22 protein-coding genes and 1 tRNA gene are annotated in these 26,084 nt (G+C 56.0%); 11 read left to right on the top strand and 12 right to left on the bottom strand.

Translation table 11 applies throughout. From position 1 onward, the window contains the following. Positions 1–16: 16 nt before the first annotated feature. The gene (locus ACSC94_RS10450) at positions 17–1,498 is read right to left on the bottom strand and encodes a type I secretion C-terminal target domain-containing protein (protein ID WP_435640778.1); all 1,482 of its coding nucleotides are present in this window, start codon (positions 1,496–1,498) and stop codon (positions 17–19) included. A gap of 283 nt (positions 1,499–1,781) precedes the next feature. Further along, a complete protein-coding gene (locus ACSC94_RS10445) occupies positions 1,782–3,434 on the bottom strand; it encodes a calcium-binding protein (RefSeq protein WP_435640777.1) in 1,653 nt (550 codons plus the stop codon). 291 nt (positions 3,435–3,725) lie between these two features. Between ACSC94_RS10445 and ACSC94_RS10440 the strand changes: the two genes are divergently transcribed. Further along, positions 3,726–5,147 (top strand): MATE family efflux transporter, encoded by a 1,422-nt coding sequence (locus ACSC94_RS10440; RefSeq protein ID WP_435640776.1) that lies wholly within the window; start codon positions 3,726–3,728, stop codon positions 5,145–5,147. Here ACSC94_RS10440 and ACSC94_RS10435 read toward each other — a convergent pair. Further along, entirely contained in the window at positions 5,144–6,385 is a 1,242-nt protein-coding gene (locus ACSC94_RS10435; RefSeq protein ID WP_435640775.1) for an NAD(P)/FAD-dependent oxidoreductase, read from the bottom strand. The genes ACSC94_RS10440 and ACSC94_RS10435 overlap by 4 nt on opposite strands. A gap of 84 nt (positions 6,386–6,469) precedes the next feature. Here ACSC94_RS10435 and ACSC94_RS10430 point away from each other — a divergent pair, with 84 nt between their 5' ends. The 5 genes from ACSC94_RS10430 (at position 6,470) to ACSC94_RS10410 (ending at position 11,821) form a co-directional block, all read left to right on the top strand. Beyond that, entirely contained in the window at positions 6,470–6,844 is a 375-nt protein-coding gene (locus tag ACSC94_RS10430; RefSeq protein WP_435640774.1) for a DUF1428 domain-containing protein, read from the top strand. Positions 6,845–6,955: 111 nt separating this feature from the next. Continuing rightward, a complete protein-coding gene (locus ACSC94_RS10425) occupies positions 6,956–7,567 on the top strand; it encodes a carbonic anhydrase (protein ID WP_435640773.1) in 612 nt (203 codons plus the stop codon). 141 nt (positions 7,568–7,708) lie between these two features. After that, complete coding sequence (locus ACSC94_RS10420; RefSeq protein ID WP_435640772.1) at positions 7,709–9,157, top strand: transglycosylase SLT domain-containing protein; 1,449 nt, start codon at positions 7,709–7,711, stop codon at positions 9,155–9,157. A gap of 354 nt (positions 9,158–9,511) precedes the next feature. Further along, positions 9,512–10,978, top strand: a complete 1,467-nt coding sequence (locus tag ACSC94_RS10415) for a transglycosylase SLT domain-containing protein (protein ID WP_435640771.1) — start codon at positions 9,512–9,514, stop codon at positions 10,976–10,978. A gap of 75 nt (positions 10,979–11,053) precedes the next feature. Continuing rightward, positions 11,054–11,821, top strand: coding sequence for a DUF305 domain-containing protein (locus ACSC94_RS10410; protein ID WP_435640770.1), 768 nt, complete (start codon positions 11,054–11,056; stop codon positions 11,819–11,821). Between the two features lie 35 nt (positions 11,822–11,856). Here the strand turns inward: ACSC94_RS10410 and ACSC94_RS10405 are convergent, their stop codons facing one another. Further along, entirely contained in the window at positions 11,857–12,816 is a 960-nt protein-coding gene (locus tag ACSC94_RS10405; protein WP_435640769.1) for a hypothetical protein, read from the bottom strand. 317 nt (positions 12,817–13,133) lie between these two features. Between ACSC94_RS10405 and ACSC94_RS10400 the strand changes: the two genes are divergently transcribed. Further along, positions 13,134–13,709, top strand: a complete 576-nt coding sequence (locus ACSC94_RS10400) for a thermonuclease family protein (RefSeq protein ID WP_435640768.1) — start codon at positions 13,134–13,136, stop codon at positions 13,707–13,709. Positions 13,710–13,864: 155 nt separating this feature from the next. Here the strand turns inward: ACSC94_RS10400 and ACSC94_RS10395 are convergent. Next, positions 13,865–13,955 (bottom strand) — tRNA-Ser (locus tag ACSC94_RS10395). Positions 13,956–14,167: 212 nt separating this feature from the next. Between ACSC94_RS10395 and ACSC94_RS10390 the strand changes: the two genes are divergently transcribed. Then, complete coding sequence (locus ACSC94_RS10390) at positions 14,168–14,578, top strand: hypothetical protein (RefSeq protein WP_435640767.1); 411 nt, start codon at positions 14,168–14,170, stop codon at positions 14,576–14,578. Between the two features lie 3 nt (positions 14,579–14,581). Here ACSC94_RS10390 and ACSC94_RS10385 read toward each other — a convergent pair whose 3' ends face one another. Further along, positions 14,582–15,361, bottom strand: a complete 780-nt coding sequence (locus tag ACSC94_RS10385; protein ID WP_435640766.1) for an alpha/beta fold hydrolase — start codon at positions 15,359–15,361, stop codon at positions 14,582–14,584. 189 nt (positions 15,362–15,550) lie between these two features. Here ACSC94_RS10385 and ACSC94_RS10380 point away from each other — a divergent pair, with 189 nt between their 5' ends. Both ACSC94_RS10380 and ACSC94_RS10375 read left to right on the top strand, forming a co-directional pair. Then, positions 15,551–16,855 carry a glycosyltransferase family 4 protein gene (locus ACSC94_RS10380; RefSeq protein ID WP_435642173.1) on the top strand — a complete coding sequence of 435 codons (1,305 nt, stop codon included), beginning with the start codon at positions 15,551–15,553 and terminating at the stop codon, positions 16,853–16,855. A gap of 19 nt (positions 16,856–16,874) precedes the next feature. Then, positions 16,875–17,831, top strand: coding sequence for a glycosyltransferase family 9 protein (locus ACSC94_RS10375; protein WP_435640765.1), 957 nt, complete (start codon positions 16,875–16,877; stop codon positions 17,829–17,831). A gap of 6 nt (positions 17,832–17,837) precedes the next feature. On the opposite strand, the gene ACSC94_RS10370 is transcribed toward ACSC94_RS10375, so the two are convergent. The 6 genes from ACSC94_RS10370 to ACSC94_RS10345 all read right to left on the bottom strand — a co-directional run bounded on the left by ACSC94_RS10370 (position 17,838) and on the right by ACSC94_RS10345 (position 23,013). Next, positions 17,838–18,155 carry an ArsR/SmtB family transcription factor gene (locus tag ACSC94_RS10370; protein ID WP_014101648.1) on the bottom strand — a complete coding sequence of 106 codons (318 nt, stop codon included), beginning with the start codon at positions 18,153–18,155 and terminating at the stop codon, positions 17,838–17,840. Positions 18,156–18,500: 345 nt separating this feature from the next. After that, positions 18,501–19,289: an SDR family NAD(P)-dependent oxidoreductase gene (locus ACSC94_RS10365; RefSeq protein WP_435640764.1), complete on the bottom strand. Its 789-nt coding sequence runs from the start codon at positions 19,287–19,289 to the stop codon at positions 18,501–18,503. 3 nt (positions 19,290–19,292) lie between these two features. Further along, the gene (gene cmk, locus ACSC94_RS10360; protein ID WP_435640763.1) at positions 19,293–19,880 is read right to left on the bottom strand and encodes a (d)CMP kinase; all 588 of its coding nucleotides are present in this window, start codon (positions 19,878–19,880) and stop codon (positions 19,293–19,295) included. 172 nt (positions 19,881–20,052) lie between these two features. Continuing rightward, positions 20,053–20,907, bottom strand: coding sequence for a 16S rRNA (adenine(1518)-N(6)/adenine(1519)-N(6))-dimethyltransferase RsmA (gene rsmA / locus ACSC94_RS10355; protein WP_435642172.1), 855 nt, complete (start codon positions 20,905–20,907; stop codon positions 20,053–20,055). Between the two features lie 149 nt (positions 20,908–21,056). Next, positions 21,057–22,022, bottom strand: a complete 966-nt coding sequence (locus tag ACSC94_RS10350; RefSeq protein ID WP_435640762.1) for a peptidylprolyl isomerase — start codon at positions 22,020–22,022, stop codon at positions 21,057–21,059. Positions 22,023–22,041: 19 nt separating this feature from the next. Continuing rightward, complete coding sequence (locus tag ACSC94_RS10345; protein ID WP_435640761.1) at positions 22,042–23,013, bottom strand: complex I NDUFA9 subunit family protein; 972 nt, start codon at positions 23,011–23,013, stop codon at positions 22,042–22,044. Between the two features lie 354 nt (positions 23,014–23,367). On the opposite strand from ACSC94_RS10345, the gene ACSC94_RS10340 reads away from it, so the two are divergent. Next, positions 23,368–26,082: a beta strand repeat-containing protein gene (locus ACSC94_RS10340; RefSeq protein WP_435640760.1), complete on the top strand. Its 2,715-nt coding sequence runs from the start codon at positions 23,368–23,370 to the stop codon at positions 26,080–26,082. Positions 26,083–26,084 lie beyond the last annotated feature (2 nt).

The following is a 26,084-nucleotide window of genomic DNA, read 5'->3' as shown; positions in this document are numbered from 1 at the left end:
GAGAAGGAGAGAAAAATTAGCTGTCCGCGAGCGCCAGATTACCGTTCATAATCAGGTCATCGACGCTGGCCCCGCCAACTCCGCCGACAATGGTGACCAGGCGGGTAAAGACCCCATCGCCATTCTGGCTGACATAGACATCTGTATCCGATCCGTTGGCGATAAACTGGACAAAATCATTGGTATCATCCACGCCCTGATCGTACCCCGACAAAATATCCCGTACATCGATAAAATCGCCTTCGCCCGTATTAAAATCATGGACGACGTTATCCACGGACCCAGCCTGAAAATCCAGCCAGTCCTGGCCCGTACCACCATAAATATTATTTTCATTCCCCCCACCGATGATGAGGTGATCATCCCCCGCGCCCGCATCCACCGTGTTGCGATTGCCGGAAATGGTAATATCATCCTCACCGCCATAGGTGTTCATGATGTTGTCATCGCCGTACAGCGCGTGCCACCCTTCGACATCGTCACCATTGACCGTGTTGTTATTGCCGGACACGCTGGTGTAATAACTGCCCATGTTATGGCCGATATCGCTGCCGCCGGTGTCGATGGTGTTGTTATCGCCACGCACGACGATACGGTCACTGGCCTCGCCACCATCGATAATATTATTATCGCCAGAGACGTAAAAGAGATCATTGCCATTCCCAGCAGTGATGGTGTTTCCACTCCCATAACTGTCTATGGAATTGTTCCCGTCCCCGCCATCAATCAGGCTGTCATCGACCATATTGATGATAAAATCTGTCCCGTCATCGCCATAAATTTCATACGTTTCCGCAGGCGGCAGAACGGCGTATGGGTCAAAAGTGCTGGCGTCAATCGTGCTGGTGAAAACGGCGCCGTCCCACGAATATTCCTGGCCCGGTAAGTGATCAAAATAGAACAAGGCCGGACCAAAAAACGGACTGCCCACCGGGTTCAAGTTTGTGACCGTGCCGATATGCAGATTTGAAATAAAATCATGGCCCGCCGTACCATTGATGGTGTGGTCATAGCTGGACGACGGCGGTCCGCCACCACCACCGCCAGACCCACCACCAGTATTGTCCGTGGGTCGGTATAAATCAGCGGGACGGAATGCCGGGTCAAAGGACAGACCGGACAGAGCCACAAGCCCCGCCGCATTGGTGTCGTCATCCGTGATAACACCCAGCGCAAACAAATCATCATCATACAAGGCCGCAACAGGGGTGACGGTGCTTTGATACCCGAACCCCTCATTCACGGGGGCGGGTTTTGGTGATGGTGTCACGGGTGCAGCGGATGATCGCAGCGTATCAACGATGGATTGATCTGGGGTCGCGGATTGGTCGTCCAGCACCGGCGCGACGGGAATTTCGACAGGCGGCACGGGTGCATCGACAGACGCGGCGGGCGCTTCATCAACCGCAGGATTTTCAATGTCCGCCGCCGCGACATTTTCACCCACGGGAGCCGGGGCTATCTGATTTTCAGGAAGAGATTGTGTATCAATACGCATACCCGGAACACTCAACGCAGATATTCGTTACATTAGAGTTTAATGATAAAGACCAGATGGTTAAATTTTTATGATAATGCGATCCATATTGCCCCACCCTAACCTTTAGAGTTGCGCCGCAATCCCTGAATCAAAAACCGCGCCAATAAAAAACCGCGCCCACAAAAAACCGCGATGGGGCCCCTTACCTCCCCATCGCGGTTCGCTGATTGTCGTTGCACACAATGACCGGATGCTTCCCCTTTGCGCCCTCCGGATATAAAAACCGGTCATCCCACGTTGATTACACTGCCGTCTGGGCGGCCACGATGGCCCCACCATCCAGCAAATCCTGAACGCTGGCGCCGCCAACACCGCCGACAATGATGGCCACGCGGTCAAACGCGCCACCACTATCCCCATCGGCGTTGACATACAGATCCACGTTGGATCCGTTTTGCACAAACTTCAGGAAATCCGTTATATCGTCGACCCCGCCATCATAACCGGACAGGATGTCGGAAATATCCAGCACATCGCCATCAACGGCCTTGAAATCATGGACGGTGTCGACAAACCCATCCATGTTGTCGAACACGAATGTGTCCGCACCCTGACCGCCATACAAATGGTCCGATCCGGTGCCGCCATTCAATACGTCATTACCAAACCCGCCATACAGCGTGTCATTCCCGGCATCGCCATACAAAATATCATCATCGGGGCGCAGGATGGTTTCAACCACTTGCGTTTCCACCTGCAGATCGACGATCACGTCGTTGAAATCGGCATCACCCAGATGGTCTTGATCCTCGAACCCCAAACGCAGCGTGGTGTTATCCCCCGCATTGGCCAAACCCGTAATCACGTGAATATTATCATCACGGTTCAATGAACTGGACCCGTCACTGGCGGAGGAATGATAGATGGTGCCCGCGATCAGCTTGTCCGTCGTCCCATCGCTCCAGATCAGGGTGACGTTATCACCATCATCGGTGACCTTGGCCAGACGCTGATCCGCTTGCCCGAAATTGTAATAAAAATTCAGCGTGCCGGTGTTCATGTCAATGCTGCCATACCCGGCATTGGCGTTGTAGCCGTTGGCAATCATGAACAGGCCGATTTGCACACCCACCGCGCCGGAAATTTCAAATTCATGCGCCGTGCCCGATGCCGTGGCCCGGGCGTTCATAAACGCGAAATCGGCATTGCGGATGGTCCCGTCCGGGTCAACGGTATAGACACCGACCGTGTTTTTATAGCCCGCATCGGTGGATACGAATTTCAGCGTGGCCGTGGTGGTGAAGGTCACGATGGTTTCGCCGGGCGGATGGCCCAGATACCCTTGTTGATCCGGTGTAATCTGCACCCCTTCGTTCAGAGTCGGGAAACTGTGCGGAACCGTAAAGAATTTTTCGTAGGTGGAGACGGTGTGATAATCGGATTCTGAATCGTTCTTGCTGCCGCCATAGATTATATCATCGCCATTTCCGCCGCGCAGATAATCACTGCCCCAGCCGCCGTAGATTTTATCAAGGCCGCCACCGCCATCGACAATATCATTGCCATCCAGCGCGAAAATCGTGTCATTGCCGTTGTTGGACCAGATGATATCACCCGCTCCACCACCATCAATCGCCACGTTGCCATATTGGATTTCTGCATCGGCCAGAACGATGACGTCGCCGCCATCACCGGCGATAATCTGTTCGACGTTTTTCAGTGTCTGGTCACCGTCGGCGTCTTTGATCAGCAACATGTCGCCATGCTCGCTCATCAACAGGGCGTCGGTGCCGCCCAGCCCGTCATAGGCCGCGTCGTTCACCTTGTACACATCGTTGATGCTGACGGTTTCACCGGTGTAGGGGTTGGTCAGAGTCATGGTCATCTGTTGCAGGTCACCCTGCATCACCATGAAATCCCCACTGGCTGTACCCGTAATAACTGTATCCGCCATACCCGACGCTTTCGCCCCCGCACACACTCATGTCCACTTTTTTTGCGGTCCGACCAAAGACTGGGCGTAAGACCGGGTGGATCATACGATGGCACCCTCATCCCCCGACTGGGCGCACCGATGGTTAAGAATAGCGCAGAATCGGTTAAAGTTTTATGTAAAGGCTTACTAAACTATCCTTTCGTATTGATCCGATAGCGTTTTTACCCCTCCAATGCCCCCGGCGTCCCCTTGCCAAAAAGCGCCCAAAAGCTTGACGCGCCGCGGTAACAGGCAGATATAAGGTCCATCATGCGTTCAGACACCGACACAACCGACCAAACCGTTCCGTCCTCATCCGGCAACCCCCTTCACGGGCGGGGTCGTCACGGCGATTTGACCAATGGGTCGGTGCAATCCCATCTGGTGCGTCTGTCGGTGCCGATGATCTGGGGCATTTTGGCCATCGTCGCCTCGCAACTGGTCAACACGTTTTATATTTCGATGCTCGGCCCCGCCCATCTGGCCGCGATCAGCTTCACCTTCCCCGTCACCATGACGATGATCAGCCTGATCATCGGTCTGGGCATCGGCACATCGTCCGTCGTGTCGCGCGCGATTGGTGAGGGCAATCACGATACCGTCGTGCGCCTGTCCAGCCATGGTTTGATTCTGGCCGTCATCGCGGGCGTGATCATGGCCTTGATCGGGCATGCCATCATGGACCCACTGTTCCGCGCCATGGGCGCCACGGACGATATGATGCCGATGGTGCTGGATTATATGGGGCTGTGGTTTGCGGGTATTGTGTTTATCACCGTGCCGATGGTTGGAAATTCCGCCATTCGCGCCACGGGCGATACGCTGACCCCGGCGCTGATCATGATGGGCACCACGGCGTTTCTGGTCGTGCTGGACCCGGTCTTGATCTTTGGCCTGTTTGGTTTTCCGCGCATGGAAATGCATGGCGCGGCTTTGGCCACCATTATCGCCTATGCCCTGTCGATGGGGGTTGCGATCTGGATTTTGAAATTCAAAAAACGCATTATTTTCCAAGACGGCCTGCACCTCGATCAATTCGGTGACTCGGCCCGCCGCCTGCTGTTCGTCGCCCTGCCTGCCGGCATCACCAGCACGATCCAACCGATGACCAGCGGTGTTTTAACCGCCATTCTGGCGCAAAGCGGCACGCACGCCGTTGCGGCCTTTGGCGTGGCCACGCGGGTCGAAGCCTTTGCCTTTATCGTCATCATGGCGCTGGCCACCGGCATGTCGCCCATTCTGGGCCAAAATTGGGGTGCCAAGCGGTTTGACCGCGTGCATGAAACACTGCGTCTGGCGATCCGGTTCTGTGTGCTGTGGTCGGTGGCTGTGGCCGTTGTTTTGATGCTGGGCGCGTATCCGCTGGCTGGATTATTCTCGACCGATGCGGAAACTGTGCGGCTGACGGCGCTGTATTTCCTGATCGTGCCGTTCAGCTATGCCGCTGGAAACCTCGTGCCCGGTTGGTCCAGCGCGTTTAATGCCATTGGCCTGCCGCAACGATCGGCGGCGATGATCGCCATGAAGATGATTATTGTGCAAATTCCGTTGGCCATGATCGGCAACCATTTCTTTGGCGTGATTGGCGTGTTTGGCTCTATCGCCATCGCCAATATTGGCACGGGTTTGTATTACCACTGGCGCAACAAGCAGCACATGGCGACCGCCGAACTGGCGCACAGCCCCGCTTAATCAGACGATTTCAGAAAGTTTTCAATCCCGTGCGCGGCGTGCAGCGCCGTGGCGAAGGTGGCTTGCAACAAATACCCGCCCGTCGGCGCTTCCCAATCCAGCATTTCACCGGCCACAAACACCCCCGGCAATGCGCGCAGCATCAAGTCATCATGCACCGCATCCCGGGCAATTCCCCCCGCCGATGAAATCGAACGGTTAAGCCCAAACGGCGCCGACAACGGCAACGGTAACGCCTTGATCAAACTGGCCAGCATGATCGGCGATAATTCACCGACCTCCTCACCCCCCAGTTCGCGCAGCAAGGACGTGGCAATCGGCGACAACCCGCCCGCCTTCTTCACATGCGTTGAAAACGATGCGCGCCCGCGCGGAACCGACAACCGCCGCGCCAGATCATCCAGCGCAACACCGGGGCGCAAATCAATATGCGTCATTGTTTGCCCATCCCGCTCCACCGCATCGCGGATCGATGATGACAGCGCATAGATCACGCCGCCCTCAACACCGCGCTCGCTTTGTTTGGCGGCGATCATCATTTCGCCGGGGACGCTGCGTTTATTGTGGGTCAGGGTGATGGATTTCAAGGGCTGGCCCGCGAAACGATCCGCGAAATGATCCGACCATGGATGCGTAAAGCCGGAATTGGCCGGTTTAAACGGTGTTATCGTCACACCGCGTCCACGGACCCAATCAACCCACCCCGCATCCGACCCCAGTTTCGGCCACGACGCGCCCCCCAAGGCCAGCAAGGTCGCATCACTACGCACAGCAATTGTGGCACCGCTTTTGTCGGTAAAAACCAGCGCCCCATCCGCATCCCATCCGGCCCAGTGATAGTTGAAATGGAATGTCACACCCAACCCATCCAGCCGCATTTGCCACGCGCGCAGCAAGGGGGAGGCCTTGAAACTACGCGGAAACACACGCCCGCTGGACCCGACAAAGGTCGCCTCGCCCAACCCTTCGCACCAGTCGCGCAGATCGGATGGCGGAAAAGCCCGCACCATCGGCCCCACCCAATCACCCGCCGCGCCATACCGCGCAATGAATGATTCCAGATCCTCGGAATGGGTCAAATTCAACCCACCGCGCCCCGCCATCAAAAACTTCCGCGCCAGTGTCGGCTTATGCTCATACACATGCACCTCATACCCAGCCCCCGCCAGATACTCCGCCGCAAACAACCCCGCCGGGCCGCCACCAATGATGGCGATATGTTTTTGTGTCTGTGTCATCCGCCTATGAATACAGGAAGCCCTTGACGCCTGTCTATAAACACGTCGATCATGATGAGCTTTTAATAAGATGGAGATATTATTATGACGTATGTCGATGGATTTTTGTTACCCGTACCCGCCGCAAAGCTGGACGAATATCGCGCGATGGCACAAAAGGCGTCGGCGATCTGGATTGATCACGGCGCGTTGCAATATATGGAATGCGTTGGCGAAGATTTGGATGAAAAAGGCCCGTGTGCAACATTTCCCAACACCATGGCGCTGAAGACTGATGAGGTGCCCGTGTTCGCCTTTATCGTCTATTCATCCCGCGAAGTCCGCGACGCGGTGAATGCCAAAGTCATGGCAGATCCCCGCATCAATGAGATGTGTACGCCAGATAATATGCCCTTCGATGTGAGCCGCATGGCCTATGGCGGATTTAAGGCCATTGTTGAGGCCATCGCGACAAGGTAGACAACCGTTTATCTTTTTAAAATCATGCCGTTAGCTGGAAACAAAACCCCACGCTTGATGCCCGCCGCCGGGCGTTTTAGACTGCGCCCGCAAGCATGAGGAGACACACCGATGGACCAGTTGATTGAAGGATATCGCCGTTTCCGTGAAACCGGGTGGCCGGAGCGTAAGCGCATTTTCCGCCAGTTGGCCGAACGCGGGCAAAAGCCGCAGGCCCTGATCATTTCGTGCGTCGACAGCCGCGTCGACCCAACGATGATTTTCGATTGTGGTCCCGGTGAAATTTTGATCGTGCGCAATGTCGCCAATCTGGTTCCACCCTACGCCCCGGACAGCGCCTATCACGGCACCAGCGCCGCATTGGAATTTGGCGTGCGCGTGTTGGAAATTCCGCACGTGATCGTGCTGGGCCACGGCATGTGCGGTGGCGTCAGTGCTTTGCTGAACGGGGCCCCGGCGCATGCGCAGGATTTCGTCGCCCCGTGGATGAGCATGGCCGAATCCGCACGCAACAAAACGAATGATATTCACAATGCCGAAATGCGCCAGACGTGTTGTGAGCATGAAGTCATCAAACTCTCGCTCGACAATTTAATGACCTTCCCATGGATTGCCGATCGCGTGGCCGCGGGCACGTTGAGCCTGCATGGCGCGTGGTATGCGATTGAATCAGGCGTGTTGGAAACATTACAGGCGGACGGCACCTTCCAGCCTGTGGCCTGACCCTTCGATCCAAGCAGCATACTGGTGGATGGGGGGCCGTCGGAGCACCCCAGAAACCCGCGGAAAATCAGCATTTTTGCCTTATATTAACCACGCCCATGGTACTTCTTTTGAATAGGTCAAAAGAAGGATTTGAGCCCCATGCGCTTTATTCTCTGTGTTCTGGTTTCCCTGTTCACCATCGCCATCACACACACGGCCCGCGCCCAAGACGATGCCGTGGGGCGGCAATTATCCATGGAACTAGAGCAACGCACAGGTGATTTGGATGATATGACGAAAGCCACAATCATCCGCGTTCTGGTCCCCTATAGCCGCACATTGTACACCGTGGACATGGGCAAGGAAGATGGGATGTCCGTCCGGGCCGTGCAGGAATTTTCCAAATATGTATCACAGAAGCTGAACAAAAAAGGCCAGCCCCCCGTCACCGTGGCATTGATCGCCACGCCGCGCGAGCGGTTGCTGGATGATCTGAATGCGGGCAAGGGCGATATTGCGCTTGGCAACATCACCATTACACCGGAGCGGCAAAAGGACGTGAATTTCACCCACCCCGTTTCCAAACCCTTTAACATGATCATCGTGGCGCACAAGGATGCGCCGCCGCTGACAACATTGAATGATCTGGCCGGAAAAACCGTTTATGTGCGTGAAATCACGTCCTATCACGCCATGCTGGAGGAGCTGAACAAACAACTGCGCAAGAACGGTTTGAAGAAAGTCAAAATCGAAGAGCTGCCCGACAATCTGGAGGATGAGGACAAGCTGGATATGGTCAATGCGGGCATCCTGGAATACAGCGTCGTGGATTCGTGGTTGTTCGATATGTGGCGTGAACAATTACCCGATGTCGTGGCCTACGAAGATCCCGCCATGATCTTATCCGCGAACAACAATGTTGGATGGGCGTATCGCAAGAAGAACCCGAAGCTGGGCGAATTTCTCAATGGGTTCGTGGATGATGTGCTGATTAAACAGGGCATCACCAACATCATCGCCAAACAAATCGCCAACCGGATCCAGACACTGGACAACCCGAACAAGGAAGCCGCCCGTAAGCGGTTCCAGGACACGGTCGAAACATTCCGCAAATACGGTGAAAATTACAATTTCGATTATCTGATGCTGATGGCACAAGGGTATCAGGAATCCCGCCTGGACCAGAAAACCGTCAGCCATGTCGGCGCCATCGGCATTATGCAGGTGATGCCCGCAACCGGAAAACAGATGGAAGTCGGCGACATCAAGATGGTTGAAAACAACATTCACGCCGGAACAAAATATCTGGATCACGTGATGGAGGTGTATCTGGATGATTCACAACTGGACGAACAAAACCGAGCCCTGTTCGCCTTCGCCGCGTATAACGCCGGACCCAACCGGATTCAGAAGTTGCGCGAAGAAGCCAAGAAGGCCGGATTGAACCCGAACAAATGGCTGGGCAATGTCGAGCATATCGCGGCCAAGCGCGTCGGGATGGAGCCAGTGAACTACGTCCGCAACATTTACAAATACTATGTCAGTTACAAGCTCATTCAGGCGCAGGAGGAAGAACGCCGCAAAGCGATTGCGGATGTGAAGGAGTGATAGCACGTCCCAGCCTGTCCCTTAAAACACGCGAATTTTCGCCAAATTTTTATTATCTCATCTTAGAGTGAAGATAGAACATGTTGTTCTTATAATATACTTTGGAGTGGGTATAGCGGGCTACGCGAACGATGCGTTTTTTGCCGACGAACTGTATGGTTTCCTTCACTTCGCCACCATTATTGGCGGCACCAATGGGTTCAAGACCTGATCAATCAAGACAACATCAACGTCCCCATCTTGAGCTAACCACCAACCAACACACTGGGAACATAGACAAATTCAGGCATTTACAGCTTCCTTAACCGCCCGTGCGATACTTCTTCCAAAGCGTTCGAAAGAAGGAATCTGTCTATGTGTCGCCACCTTCTGAGTTTTTTGTGTTTCCTGATTGCTCTGTGCGCTCTCGTCATTTCACAGCCGGGCCGCGCTCAGGACGATGCAACACCCACCGTTCGGCAATTGTCCGTCGATATCAAACCACATAAAGGCGATCTGGACGCTATGGTTGAGCGCAGGCTCATCCGTGTGCTGGTCCCTTATAGCCGCACGCTCTACACGGTCGACATGGGCAAGGAAGACGGGCTGTCTGTTCGCACGGTGCAGGAATTTTCCAAATACGTATCGCAAAAACTGCACAAGAAAGGCGAGCCACCCATTACTGTCGCGTTGATCGCCACACCGCGCGAAAAATTACTGGCCGATTTAAACGCGGGCAAGGGCGACATTGCGCTTGGCAACATCACCATCACGCCAAAACGCAAGAAAATCGTCAATTTCACCCACCCGGTCGCCAAGCCATTCAACATGATCCTTGTCGCGCACAAGGACGCACCACCACTGACCACGCTGGACGATCTGGCCGGGCAAACCGTGTATGCGCATGATGCGACATCCTATCGCGCGGCGCTGGATAATTTAAACAAACGGTTTCGCAACAACCACGTCAAAAAAGTCAAAACCGAAGGCCTTCCTGATAATCTGGAAGATGAAGACATGCTGGACATGGTCAATGCCGGCATCCTACCCTACAGCGTTGTTGATGGGTGGTTGTTCGAAATGTGGCGCACGCAATTGCCCAATGTCGTGGCGTATGAAGACCCCGCGATGGTGCTGTCGTCCAAGGACGAAATTGGCTGGGCCTATCGCCGGAACAATCCGCAACTGGGTGAATTTCTCAACGGCTTCGTGGATGAGGTCCTGATCGGACAGGACATTACAGGCATCCTCGCCAAGCAAATCGCCCATCGCATCGAAACATTGGACAATCCCAACAAGGAAGAATCCCGCCAGCGGTTTGCAGAGACCGTCGAATTATTCCACACCTACGGCCAAAATTATAATTTTAATTACCTGATGTTGATGGCGCAGGGGTATCAGGAATCCCGACTGGACCAGAAAACGGTCAGCCCCGTCGGAGCCATCGGGGTGATGCAGGTGATGCCCGCCACAGGAAAACAAATGGACGTTGGCGACATCAAGGTAATCGAAAACAATATTCACGCCGGCACAAAATATCTGGACCACGTCATGAATGTGTATCTGGATGATTCACGCCTGGACGAAGAGAACCGGGCGCTGTTCGCCTTCGCCGCCTATAACGCCGGGCCCGATCGGATTGAGGCCTTGCGCGCCGAAGCCAAAGAGGCCGGATTGGACCCGAACAAATGGCTGGGCCATGTTGAACATATCGCGGCCAACCGTGTGGGCATGGAACCGGTCAATTACGTCCGCAACATCTACAAATACTATGTCAGCTATAAACTGATACAGGCGCAGGATCAGGACCGACGCAAGACCGTGGCCACCATGGCGCGGTAACCGCCCCTTGACACAAATACCCCCATGGGGTATATAATACCCCTAGAGGGTGTTTCAAAGAAGGGCCATTTCACCATGATTCGCATCATTCGTATCGCCATTGTCCTAACCACCGTTCTGGCCACGCTGGCCGTTTTCGCCGTATCGGCCTGGGCCAGCGTTGAACCCGATTACGACCCATCCAAACCGCGCGCAACCACGCCGTGGTACGGCATGATGACCGCATCCAACCAGAAGGCGGATATGACCTTCATCACCGGGATGCGCCCGCACCATGCCGGGGCCCTGACCATGTCGACGCAATATCTGGCCAGCCCGGATGCCGCCAATGCGACGCTGAAACAATTGGCGCGCGGCATTATCAACAACCAGACTTTCGAAATTTCCATGCTGGATAAAGTTGAAAGCCATATCGATGATTTCAGCTTCACCGGTGATCGCGCCGTGCACGGCCAAATCGCTACGCGCGGGCTGGCCCAGCAACAGCAATTTAAGCGCAGCCCCATGCCCGGCCCGCTGGATATGTGGGCGGGGTCGCGTGCCGTGTCCGCCGAAGATGTGCGCTTTGCCAAGGCCATGATCATTCACCATCAGGGCGCATTGGATATGGCGAATGTGTATCTGAGCGATCCGCATGCCAATAACGGTTACCTGAAACTGATGTCGCTAGATATTTTGCGCGATCAGAAAATGGAAATCGATTTGATGGAATCGATCATCGGCAAATACAAGGGCAATCCGAACGATGTCCAGATCGACCCGTCGATGGTGCATGGCATGGATCACATGATGCACGGCACAGCGCCAGAATCCGCACCAGAAAAAAGCCAGCATCATCATTGATGCTGGCCCTCCTCAATCTGTTGCTGCCACGCCCCTTAAGGGTGGCAGGACGGATTGGCATCCACGAACCGCACCGTCATTTCCTTGGAAATCTTTTTGATCGCGGCCTTGCGGTCCGCTTCCGTATTGAACTGCATGGACAGCGGGAAGGTTGAGCGGTGCGATTGCGGCTCATGCAGGATCAAAAGTTTTTTGTTTTCACTCTGACCATCGGCACACTGTAACCAGGCGTCTTTGGCCTTGGGCAAATAGGTCACGCGGTCAACGTTTGGCACCTGGAATATATGCGGCGTATAGCACGCAATATCACCCGCCAATACCGTCATGATGGTGTGCATTTCCGCCCGGGCTTCCTCCTGCAGGTGAGCCCCCAGCATGTCGCTCGTCAAATTTTCGCTATAGAGGGCCTTGGCGAGGCGCTGTGCCTTGCCATCACAGACGGGCAAATCAACATGCGCGCCCGAGCCAAATTTGATGCGCAGGACATTATCCGGTTCCGCATGCATCTGGGTCACAAGCCACGCATGGACATAGGTGGTGTCTTTCCCGGCAATCACAACGGATGGCGCTTCGTAATGGCGCATGCTGCCGTGGTGAAGCTGAAGCGCGTCATAAAACGGTTTCAATTGCTTCTGGCCAATGGCGTAGGAATGATCGCCCGGCATGCCATCAACCCCAATTTCAACCCGCTTATAGCCCTTCATATGCGACGCCCCAACGCGCGCATACTGGATGGCATGGTGCAGAATATAGCTGGTGTAGATATGATTCCGGCCCTCGGGCCCGTACACAGGGAACGGAAATAATTCCGCACCCGCATCACGAAAAATCGTCAGCGCGCTTTCGATATCCGTACCCAGCGCATCCTTCGAACCGCGGAAGATCTCGCCCTTGGCGGTATAGATGGACACGCGGTCTTCATTTTCAAAAACACGAATGCCCGTGATCGCCTTCGCGTCGAGTTGAATATCTTCGGAAAAATTTGTCCCTGTCATCGCAGAATTCCCCAGCCCCAAATTGTTTTTTGTTATGGATTAAAAATCAGGATGGAATTGATAGCCGATCCCTGCGGTGCAGCACAAGGAACATTCTAAGCCATTGAGAAAATGAATTATTTTATTGAAAGGCGTGCCGCCAAGTGCTCACAAATAGGACTGTTTGCGGGTTTCAGACAAGAACACCAAATCCCACAAACAACAATTTTCGGTTTGAAAAGATGGAAAAGAGATATCTAAAATAAGTTCGCAAAAACTGAAAGCCTTGACCACTCAGAAGCAAAACTTCATGTCAATAATCACACACAAGAACACATATGATTAAATTCATTCTATTTTCAATCTGGCGCAAGCATCAATCCAGAAACAGAAATCACATACAACAAGAAGACCGGCGCGACGCTCATAGGAAAAATGCGCAAAGCGAATCTGTTTTAAAAACTTGTATGCAAGATCTCCCTTTGGCTCGGGTGAAATGGGTCATTGATGGCGATACCGTCATTGTCACGCAAGGCTGGAAAGAAACGGTCATTCGATTGGACTCGATCGATTGCCCCGAGGATGGCCAAAATTGGGGAAACACTGCGAAATACGGCTTAATGAAATTGATCAGCCGGAAGAACGTACGGCTGGAAGTCCATGGGATGGATCATCACGGAAGAACACTGGCCACAATCCATCTTTGGAATGAACAGAAGTATGAGTGGCTCAACGTCAATGAGCGGATGGTTACCTTGGGGCACGCATGGGTCATGCGCCGATATTACGACCACTTGCCACAAGACAGGCAGAATAAGCTCAATCGCTTAGAACGCTGGGCTCAATCCAAAAAAGTTGGATTATGGTCTGAAGACAACCCAATGCCTCCGTGGGAATGGAGAAGTGGGAGATAGGGCAAGGCGGGATTACTTTGGCGGCGGGCGTTGCCCTTGCCAAAGTTGCAATTTTCTAAATTCGCTACCGCTCATTAAGCAAATTGTCGAACCACGGGTTCGTTCACCGCACCCCATTCGCCATTAAAAAAGCCCCCAAACGGGGGCGTTTTTAATGGCGGACAGGGCGGGATTCGAACCCGCGATAGGCTATTAACCTATACACACTTTCCAGGCGTGCGCCTTCAACCGCTCGGCCACCTGTCCATTCATTAAAGGGCATTCGGAGCGGAGGCCCTCGCTTTACCAAGCGTGCGGACGGCCCTCTGCCTCGTTTTAGTGGCGGCACCCTACCCCAGCAAACCCGTGTAATGCAAGGGTCTTTTCGTTTAAAAGGCGGGCTTTGCGTGGTGTTGGGGGGCGTGGTACAATTATCGAGTCATTTCGACCATCCATTTGATATTCAACGGATATTTCCCATGCGCGCGTTGCAGATCCTGTGCTTTATTCTGGCGATCCCGTTTTTGGCCGCTTTGGGCCACGATGCCTATGTCACCTATCAGGACAAGAACTATGACCAGCCGATGAAGTTCTCGCAGGTGGGCTGGTTGTTACAGACCTATGCCCCGGATTCGCTGGACATCACCAAGGACAGTGTCGAGCCCACAACATGGGAAAAGGCCATCACGCCCGTGTTGAAACAACGCACGGTGATTGTGACCGGTGTGCCGTTTCTGGGCACGCTGGCGCTGATCCTGCTGCTCAAAGGGCTGGAGATTGTTGGGGCCAAGGGCCTGATGACCCGGTCCATCCCGGCCAAAACGACCAAGCGTCAATTTGTCGGCAAAGCGGGTGATTCCAAAACGGCCTTTAAATACAAGCGGAAATAGGCCCTACGCACCCGCGCGCCGCGCCACGGCGGCCGAGAGTTCGCGTACGCAGCCATCAATCAAATCCAAATCCTGCGGCCGGGACAGGCGATGATCGCCGTCCGGGATCAAGGTCACACGCACATCTGCGTATGGCAGACGGGCCGCAATCTGTTCCGCCGTTTCCCATGGCACATCCGCATCGCGTTGCCCCTGAATCAAACGCACAGGGATCGGCAGATCATGGTCCCGGTCGAGCAGGCAGACGCGATTGCCGGAATCGATCAAGGCTTGGGTGATGCGATACGGCTCCGCGCTATATTCCGTCGGCACATCGGCAAACCCCCGTGTTTGCAGGCTTAACCGCATGGCATCGTCAAAGGATTCATCCACCATCCGCCGCGTGAAATCAGGCGCGGTGGCTAGACCGATCAGGCCACAGACACGGTTGGGCCGCGCCAAAGCCAGCAGCAGGGCAATCCATCCACCCATGGATGACCCGACCAGAACCACCGGGCCATCGGTCAGCCGGTCCAGCACGGCCAGCGCATCATCCCGCCAGCTTTCGATCGTGCCCTCGTCAAACCGCCCGGCGGAGGTGCCGTGACCACTGTAATCAAAGCGCAAAAACCCCTGCCCGCGGATGGAGCAGCGGACTTCCAGATCCGTGGCTTTGGTCCCCGCCATGTCGGAGCGGAACCCACCCAGAAACATCACCGTTGGCAGGGCCGTACCCGGCCCTTGGGCCGCCGTGCGGACATAGGCCAGACGGGGGCCTTGGCTGCGGATCAGAAAGTCGGGCATGGCACACTCCGGGATAGCCCTCCATGACCTTTATGGGGGCTTGGACGGCAGGAAAAATATAGTTTAAATTGATTCGGCGCATTCAAACCGCCCCCGGTAATGGAGGGGCGTTCGTCCACGAGATCATAGTTGAACCATATGACACCAACCGATTCATCGACAAGCCCCGACCGCAAAGGCACCGGCCTTATGCCCATGTCCAGCATGACGGGTGGCTTTACCGCCCAGAAAACCCCCGTGGTCATGCAGATCATTCCCGTTTTAGGGCCGGGTGGCGCGGAACAGGGGTGCATCGACATCGCCGCCGAATTGAACAATGTTGGCGCGAAATCCATTGTCGTGTCCCATGGCGGGTCGCGCGTGCCGGAACTGGCGCGCGCCGGAACGCTGCATATTGATTTACCGGTGCACAGCAAACACCCGCTGGTCATGTGGAAAAATATTAAACGCATCCGCCGTTTAATCCGTCATTACGATGTCGATATCGTCCATGCCCGCAGCCGCGCCCCGGCGTGGAGCGCATGGCGCGCCTGCATGGGCACGCAAGCCAAATTCATGACCACCTGTCACGCCCCGTACAAAACCCAGACGGGATTGAAGCGGTTTTACAACAGCTCGATCGCACGGGGCGAACGCGTCATCGCCGTGTCGCGTTACGTTGGCAATTATCTGAAGGCCACATTCGGGATTGATGATGATGTGATCCGCGTCGTGCATCGCGGCATCGCGCTGGACAAATTCCACCCCACCGCCGTCAGCGCCGAACGCATGATTAAAATCAACCGCGAATGGCGGCTGCCCGATGGGGCCAATGTGGTGATGATGCCGGGGCGCATTACACGCCTGAAGGGTCACCATGTTTTGATCGACGCCATCGCGCAATTGAAACGCAATGACGTGTTCTGTGTCCTGATTGGATCGGATCAGGGCCGCGTGGAATACCGCAAGGAACTGGAAGATGAAATCCGCACGCGTAAACTGGAAGGCTACGTCCGCATCGTCGATCATTGCTCCGACATGCCCGCCGCGTACATGTTGACCAACGTTGTCGTATCGGCATCGACGGACCCGGAAGGGTTTGGCCGTGTGCCCGTTGAGGCACAAGCCATGGGCCGCCCGGTTGTGGCCACCGACCATGGCGGCGTGCGCGAAACGATCCAGCGCGGTGAAACCGGATGGTTGGTTCCACCGGGCGATTCCACCGCTTTGGCCCGCGCCATTTCCGAGGCCTTGGCCCTGACCGCCACGCAACGCGCGGTTCTGGCCACACGCGCCATGGCGCACATTGCGGCGAACTTCACCAAGGAACGCATGGCGTTTGATACGCTGAATGTGTATTCGGAATTGCTGGCCGAAAAATTTGCGCCAGTGAAGAAAACCAAATCGGCATCGATCAGCGGCAAGAAAAAACAGCCCAAAAATCAACCCGCGGCCAAAGCCAAAAAACAATCCCGCCCCGCTGACAGTGCGGCCCTGCGCCGTGCGGCAGAGTGAGTGATAAAGGCCTGAATTTATGGATTATCCGGAGCGTATCCTTGTTATAAAGCTCAGCGCTCTGGGTGATTTTATTATTGCGCTGGGGGCGATGCGCGCCATTCGCACACATCACGCCGCCGCGCATATCACATTGCTGACCACACAGCCGTTTGAATCGCTGGCGATCCAAAGCGGACTGTTCAACGACATCATCATTGACCAGCGCCCAAAAAAATTTGATCCCGCCGGATGGATGCGCGTGCGGAATGTTTTCAAAACCGGGCAATTCAACCGCGTTTATGACCTGCAAAACAATCAACGCACGGCGCTGTATTTCCGCCTGTCGCAGATGACAAAACCAAAACCGCAATGGGCCGGCACCATGGCCGGGGCGACGTGGCGCGATGTGATTTCATCCAAGGACACCGAACCCGCCGGCCTGCGCCATGCGCGGATGCTGGCCTTGTGCGGGATTGAAAATGTCCGCGACGATGATTTGCATTGGCTGGGCGGCGACCATGATGCTTTGCGCGATCTGTTTAAAATACCGGAACCCTATGTCCTGATCGTGCCGGGATGCGCCCCCAGCCGCCCGGAAAAACGCTGGCCCGCCGATCATTATGGCGATCTGGCCCGCCGCCTGTACGGCTGGGGCCTGACCCCGGTTGTCATTGGCACGCATGATGAACAACCCTTGGCCAAAATCATCACCGATCATTGCGCACAGACGATCGACCTGACCGGGCAGACAGCTTTATCGGATTTGCCGATGCTGGGCCGCTTTGCCGCCGGGGTGATTGGCAATGACACCGGACCCGTGCATATGATCGCCCCGACCGGATGCCCGACATGGGTATTGTTTTCAGCATCCAGCGACCCGAAACGTCACGCCCCGCAATATACGTGGGTGCGCACGATCCAGCGATCCAAGCTGGATGATCTCAGCGTCAATGATGTGATGAATGTTTTACGGGCGCGTGATTTTCACACCTGATCAAACTCAGGTCACAGACCCGTCGCCCATATGCGGGCTGTAGATATCGTACAGCGTGCCCAGAATGGCCTTCGTCGCACGATCATTCATGGAATAATAGATTGTTTGCGCATCACGGCGCGTGTTGACCAAACCGTCGCGGCGCAGGCGCGCCAGATGCTGGGATAAAGCCGATTGCGACAGGCCGACGATTTTTTCCAGTTCGCCAACGCTTTTTTCGCCCTGATACAAGGCGCAAATGACCATCAAACGCCGTTCGTTGGACAACGCCTTCAGGAGGTTTACCGCAACCTCAATGTTCCGCTCGACTTCTTTAACGTCCATAATGGCCGCCGGTTTTCTATCCGCCCTGTTACAACCCTGATGGCACGAGATGGTGCAACACCGCATTGTAACGCCCCAGGTCATACTCTACTCAAAGACGATGCAGCTGCACCGTTACGCAGTAAGCGTATGATGGGGAATGCGTCCGTCATGTTTATTATTGTTTTTGCGTATGCGTCGCAGTTTAAGGCTTCACATACGGACAGATGCAGGAAAAACCCATCACCCTTTAAAATTGAACCCCCAGAGTAGTGTTTCTATTATCGCATGAAAAGATGCTAATTGAGTGAAAAAATTTATAAACCGTCTGGTTTAGTAAATTTACACAGGGGTTTAATAAACGCTTCAGATTCTTTTAGATTGAGGCTTTTGTGGCAATTTCGCCAGCCAGCGCGTGCTCCATTCCGGTGGCAAAAACCCCAAGAATCCGGCGATCAAATAAGCGGGCCATGGGAAGGCCACACGCACGCGTCCCGTCGCCAAACCCGCGGCAATCCGCGCCGCCGCGCGGTCGGCATCCATCATAAAGGGCATGGGGTAATCATTCACCGCCGTCATGTTGCTTTGCACAAAACCGGGGCAGATCACACTGACCTCAATCCCCTTGCTGCGCACAGACCCCGCCAGCGCCTCGCCATACAGGCGTACAGCGGCCTTGGTCGCGCCATAGGCTGGCGCGCCGGGCCACGGACCAAAGCTCGCCAGTGAGCTCATAATCGCGATCTGGCCCACCTTCTGCGCGGCCATGATGGGCAGGGCCGGTTCAACCGTATTCAACACGCCATCCACATTGGTGGCGAACAAGGCCCGCACCTGATCGGGGTCTTCGCCCACGGTGGGTGCGCCGCCGGTGCCGCCGGAAATGCCCGCATTGGCGATGACCAGATCCAGCACACCGTGCCGCGCATGAAAGGCCCCAATCCATTCCGCCATGCGCGCACGGTCGGTCACGCTGATCACGCGCGCTTCCACCGTTGCGCCCTTGCGCTGGCACGCATTGGCCACAGCCTCCAGCCGCGCCGCATCGCGCCCCGTCAGGCCCAGCGCAACACCAGCGCCCGCATAATACAGCGCCAGCGCCGCGCCAATACCGCTGGACGCGCCGGTGATGATGATGATTTTTGGATTGTGCATGGATTAAAACCCGGTGATGGTCCGACCCATTTTCGCGCAATAAGCGGCGAAGGTTTTGTCGAATTCCACCGTGATATCTTCCTTCGCCTTGTGCGAGGTGTTGATGACCAGATCAAAATTCCGTTCATCGCCAATATCGACGCCGTACAAGGTTTTATAGCGCAGAATTTCGCTTTTGCGGCGGCGGTCCACCTCTTCCATCGCGTGGTCGAGATCGCGGAATGTTTCGCGCAGTTCCGCCGTGTCTTTGAAAATGCGCTGAACCGCGACATCCAGATCGACCGTCAGGCGAACCTTCAACGTGTTTTTCACGAAATGCCAGGCCATGCGGGAATCGAGAACCAAGTCGCCCGGCTGGTCATTCATGCCAACCAGATAGTTATCGACCAGATGGTCCAACTCCGCCTGTTTTTCAGCCATTTCGTTGAGTTCGGTGACGGATACGCCCTTTTCCGCGGCCAATTGGCGGAAAATATTCCCGGTGGTGATCAACGGGAAGCCGGTTTTTTCCGACACGGTGCGGGCAAAGGTGGTTTTGCCGCTGCCCGGGTCGCCGGTGATGGTGATGCGTAAAAGATTCTCTGTGGTCATGCTTTTTCCTAAGGGGCCAAAGCCCGTTGGTCAAGCCCTGATCCCCACCCCCTCCATCGTCATCCCCGCCTTGTGCGGGGATCCGGGGCCACAAGGCAAAATTATCCCGGTCTTCTCCGGATCCCCGCACAAGGCGGGGATGACAGCGGAAAAAAAGACGGGGACCCCGCCCTTAAGCGCCGGATTGATCCAGACGGGTGGCCATGGCCAGAAAGTCGGACACGGGCAGTTGTTCCGCCCGTTTAGTGCCATCAATCCCGCAGGATTCCAGCAAACCGGGGAAGGTTTTCAGGGATTGGCGCAGCATTTTCCGGCGCTGGCCAAAGGCCGCCGCCGTCACCCGCTCCACCGTTTTAAAACTGGGGATTTGTGCGGGGACACCGCCCGTCACCGCATGGCGGGTCAGATGCACCACCGTCGATGTCACCTTGGGCGGCGGAACGAAGGCCGACGGGGGCAGGTCGAACATCATTGTCGCCTGACACAGCCAGCCAACCAACACCGACAGACGCCCGTAATGATCCGTCCCCGGTGCAGCAGACATCCGTTCGGCCACTTCGCGCTGGACCATAATCGTGATGCTGTCATAGGCCTGTGGGTCGGCATGCCATTGTTTCAGCCAGCCAATCAGCAACGGCGTGGCAATGTTATAGGGCAGGTTCGCAATAATCGCGCGGCGCGACCCCGGCACCAGATCCAGCAGATTGAGTTTCAGCGCATCCGCATGGAGCAGATCCAAACGCGGCCCCGCCGCATCCTTCAACCCCTGTAACGCGGCAATGGCGCGCGTGTCATATTCCACGGCAATCACACGGTCCGCATCGGATCGCACCAGCGCCCGCGTCAACCCGCCCGGACCGGGGCCAATTTCAATCGCCACAATGCCGTTCAAATCCCCGGCCGCCCGCGCAATTTTATCGGTGATGTTGAGGTCGAGGATAAAATTCTGCCCCAGCTTCTTTTCGGCGCGCAATTCATGCGCGGCAATAACGTCGCGCAAAGGCGGCAACGCATCCACCGCCGCCACGATGGCGGGGGTTTTTGGGAAGGTTTTTTTGTCGTCCGATTGATTCACAGCATATCCTTGCTTGTCATCCCGAGCGAGCGAAGCGACGAGGGATCTCACCTTCATCCAAGATGAGATCCCTCACTATCGTTCGGGATGACAGGTTGCGCCTACACACGACGTTCAATAAACGCCTCGGATTTCAAATCCAGCATATAGCGGCGCTGCAGGCGATCCAATGTTTCCGTGCCGATTTTTTGCGCAATGTCATCACGGCTGGGCAGGGCATCGGCGGACAATGTCCGTTTGGAGCGCACCAGCAGAATATGATACCCGGTCAGCGAGCGCAGCGGCTGCGACATATCGCCTTCTTTCATCGTGGCCAGCGCCTGATCCAGCGCATCGGGCAATTGCCCTTCCTGCACCCAACCAACGTCACCGCCGCGCGCGGCGGAGGGGCCTTGCGAAAATTGCGCGGCCACTTGCGGGAACGGGGCCTTGCCCGCCGCGATTTCGGCGGTCAGCTTTTGCGCCAATTGGCGCACATTGCCATCTTCCGCCGGGCTATCCACGGGCAGGAAAATTTCACCGACCAGATATTGCATTTTCCCCGCGCTGGATTGCATGAAGTTCAGGCGCGCATCAATGTCGGTTTCGCTGACCGTGACCTTGGATCGCAATTTCTGCTGGATCACCTTGCCCCACGCCATCTGGGACCGGACCTGATCCGCCATGGTGGCCATTTTAATCCCGCTGCCCGCCAGCATTTTGCGGAATTGGGCCGGATCGATCTTGTTGTTCTGCGCCACCATATCGATGCCGGATTCAACTTCCTCCGGCGTGATTTCGATTTCAAGACGCTTGGCTTCCTGCATCTGCAGGGTTTCATCAATCAGCATGTTCAGAATTTGCGGGCGGATTTTGGTCCGCACGTCGTCCGTGTTCGGCAAGCCCGATGACGCCATCACCAACCGCATACGTTCATTAACATCGGAATGGGTAATCACACCCTGATTGACCACAGCGGCGATGCCCTCTTGCGCCGAAGCGGCATGGGCCACAGGGGCGCTGGTCACAAGACCGCCACCCAGCAAAGCCAGAACGGTGGCCGCAGCCAGAATACGTGTTTTCATCATTCGTTTTTCCATGAATTGATCAGGCCCGTTTCTTGTCGCCAAAGCGTCCACCGGGGCGGAACCGTTCCAGATAGGCAGGGACGATCAAGCTCATCCCCGTGGCGGTTACACCCAGATCGTCCAGCGTCATCGCATCATCCTGCACCACATTATCGGTCTTCAGGGATTTCACCTGATCCGGGGTCAGGATCGGTTTCGGCGGAATAAATTGCAAAACACCCGCCTGCAAAGACGCAATCGCAAACGGCATATTCATCATGCCGCACCGCTTGCCGATATAGGAAAACAGGCGGCTGTAAATATCGCGGAAGTTCAAAACCTCTGGCCCGCCCAGTTCAAACACCTGCCCCAGCGCACCGCTGTGGCCAAAGGCGGAATGGGTGGCGGCGGAAATAACCGCATCGGCAACATCGCGCACATACACCGGCTGGAACCGTGTCATGCCACCGCCAATCAACGGCAAGGCCGGCATAAAACCCGCCATAGAGGCAAAGCGGTTGAAGAAATCATCTTCCGGCCCAAAGATCACAGACGGGCGCAGAATGGTGGCATTCGGAAACGCGGCCAGAACCGCCTGTTCCCCCGCCAGTTTCGTGCGCGCATACCGCGATTGACCACGATCGGCACCCAATGCGGAAATATGAACAAGCCGCGATACATTTTGCGCCGTGCAAATTTCTGCAATGGTCTGTGGCAGGTCGGTGTGCAGGCGTTTGAAATCACCGCGTTTGCGTTCATACAAAATGCCGATGCAATTCACGACCACGGATGATCCGGCGATCACGCGTTCAACACTGGCGCGATCGCGCACATTGCACGTCATCGGAACGATCTGTCCCACGGTGCCATAGGGGCGCAGGAAGTACGCCGATTCCGCCGCGCGGCTGGCGACCTTGACCGTATATCCGGCCCGGGCCAGCGCCTGTACCACATACCGCCCGACAAAGCCGGAGCCACCGAAAACTGTTGCGATTTTTGGTCCGATCGACATATCCAGAGCCCTTGGCTAAACCCATTGAAAAGCGTGAGAAAAAACTGTGCCCACTATGGCAACCCGCACCCGCCCTGTCCAGCCGCACAGAGGGGGTAATCCAAGCAATTCCGCCGGGCCAAATCCGCACCACGGTCCCCCAGATTGTTTTCCAGAACATATCCCTCAGGCTAGTGGGTTGTTTACCCTTACATCACCATATTCTGATGTACGGCGACGGGGAGGACCGGACGCCTGGCGAAAACCAGGATTTTTGAATTGTTTTTCAGTGTGTTGTTACGAAAAGGGCAATATAACCCGCCCACTCTGCGTACCAAACGATACCCCGGGCTCCGTCTCCGGGTCCTTTTTCTGTTGATTGTCAGCGTGTTGGCTTTGGCCAGCTTCTCCGCCCCCGCCCACGCCGCCTGTAACAACCCGGTGGGCGCAACGGGCAAAATCGTCGTGTTTACCCCGTCCAACGTCCCGGCCTATTGCAACGCCTTGGAATGGATCAGCTTCCCCTATGACGGCGTTCCGGCCGGGGGCAGCGGGTGTTCCAACCCGGCGGGCAGCCCCGGCAAAATCGTTTACAACCAAACATCCCACGTCCTGCAATATTGCAACGGCACCACTTGGGTGTCTGCCGCCCCGGCGGGCAATGGCGGCAGCGGATGCGTCAACCCCGCCCGCCCCGAAGGCACCGTTGTCTACAACACCGATTACAACGTCCTGCAATATTGCGAAGGGGATTTGTGGGTCAGTGTCGGTGTCGGCGACATCATTCTGGACAACCAGCCCGACAATACAGGATTTGACGACGTAGCCGATGCCGCGATGAACACCACGACGGAATCCAACTACGTCGTGATTTCCGGCATGAACACGCCGTCCCTCATCACGATTACGGGCGATGGCACACCGGAATTCAGCATCAATAATGGTCCTTGGCAAACCGGCGGCGTCATTGCCGACGGAGATTCCCTCAAACTCCGTCTGACCAGTGCCAACGCCTATGACACCCTCCACGATGCGATCGTGGTGATTGGTGGCATTCCATACCCATGGGCGGTGACGACGTTGAAAGATACAGTGCCGAACGCCTTTACCTTCACGGACCTGACGGGCATCGCACTATCCACCCTGACGCCATCCAACAGCATCACCATCGCGGGTCTGGGTGCACCCACCGCCGTCACGATGACGGGCGATGGCACGCCGGAATTCAGTATCAATGGCGGCGCGTGGACCACCAGCGGCACCATTGCCAATGGGCAAACATTGCAACTGCGCCTGACCAGTTCAGCCAGCAACAGCACAACGCTGACCGCCACGATCGATGTCGGTGGTATCACCGACGTGTGGACCGTGCGCACATTGGATGACACGACCCCCGGCGCCTTTACCTTCACCGACGTCACAGGCGCTACTCTGTCAAGCCTGACGACATCGAACAGCATCACGCTATCCGGAATAACCGGCGCCACACCCGTGTCCGTATCCGGCACAGGCAGCCCACAAATCAGCATCAATGGCGGCGCATGGACCACCAGCGGGTCCATCACCAACGGCCAAACATTACAGGTCCGCCTGACCAGTTCGCCCAGCAACAGCACGACATTGACCGCCACGGTCAATGTCGGCGGCGTCACCGACGCGTGGACGGTGCGCACATTGGATGACACAATTCCGAACGCCTTTACCTTCACCGACGTTACGGGCGCGGCCCTGTCCACCCTGACGACATCGAACAGCATCGCAATATCCGGCATCACAGGTGCAACATCCGTGTCCGTGTCCGGCACAGGCAGCCCACAAATCAGCATTGCTGGCGGTGCGTGGACCACCAGCGGGTCCATCACCAACGGGCAAACATTACAGGTCCGCCTGACCAGCTCTGCCGCCTATACAACCGCCCTGACCGCCACGGTCAATGTCGGCGGTGTTACCGATGCGTGGAGCGTGACAACGCTGAACGATACCGTTCCGAATGCGTTTACGTTCACCGACCAAACCGCCGTCCCATTGTCGACATTACGCACATCGAACAGCATCACCATCGGAGGCATCAATGCGGCGACACCGGTCTCGGTTTCCGGCACGGGTTCGCCACAAATCAGTATTGCCGGGGGCGCATGGACCACCAGTGGATCCATCACGAACGGCCAGACATTGCAAGTTCGCCTGACCAGCTCGCCCAGCAACAGCACAACACTCACCGCCACCGTCAATGTCGGCGGTGTCACCGACGCGTGGACCGTGCGCACGCTGGATGACACGATCCCGAATGCATTTACGTTCACCGACCAAACCGCCGTCCCATTGTCGACATTACGCACATCGAACAGCATCACCATCGCCGGGATTAACGCGGCCACGCCCGTATCCGTATCCGGTGGCGGCAGCCCGCAGATCAGCATCGCTGGCGGCGCATGGACCACCAGCGGGTCCATCACCAACGGGCAAACATTACAGGTCCGCCTGACCAGTTCCGCCGCTTATACAACCGCCCTGACCGCGACGGTCAATGTGGGCGGCGTTACCGATGCGTGGAGCGTGACAACACTGAACGATACCGTTCCGAATGCGTTTAATTTCACGGACGTGACGGGCGCGGAGTTATCGACACTGACAACTTCGAACACACTGACAATTTCCGGGATCAACGCCGCCACATCCGTGTCCGTATCCGGTGGTGGCAGCCCACAGATCAGCATCAATGGCGGCGCATGGACCACCAGCGGGTCCATCACCAACGGGCAAACATTGCGTGTGCGGCTGACCAGTTCCGGTGCGGGTTTGACGGCCCTGAGCGCGACAGTCAACGTGGGCGGCGTCACCAATGCGTGGAGTGTGACCACGAAAAATCCGTTGGATTGCCGCTTTGACCTGTCCGGTCCGTCAACGCCCAATTATTATTACTGGGCCATTAACAGCGGGACATCCAGTGCGGCCATGTGGTATGGAACGTTCGTTCTGTTCGGCGGAGCCGCGGGTCAAACATCCGTTGTTTATAGCGGGACCACGTATTCCCGGGGCGCGTATCAATACACCGATGGCGGCACCGCGTATTACCAGATCTGTCGATAATA

Source organism: Micavibrio aeruginosavorus (assembly GCF_051245535.1).
Taxonomy (GTDB): Bacteria; Pseudomonadota; Alphaproteobacteria; order Micavibrionales; family Micavibrionaceae; genus Micavibrio; species Micavibrio aeruginosavorus_D.
The sequence above is the reverse complement of the archived record's forward strand: the minus strand, read 5'-3'. Positions and strand labels throughout refer to the sequence as shown.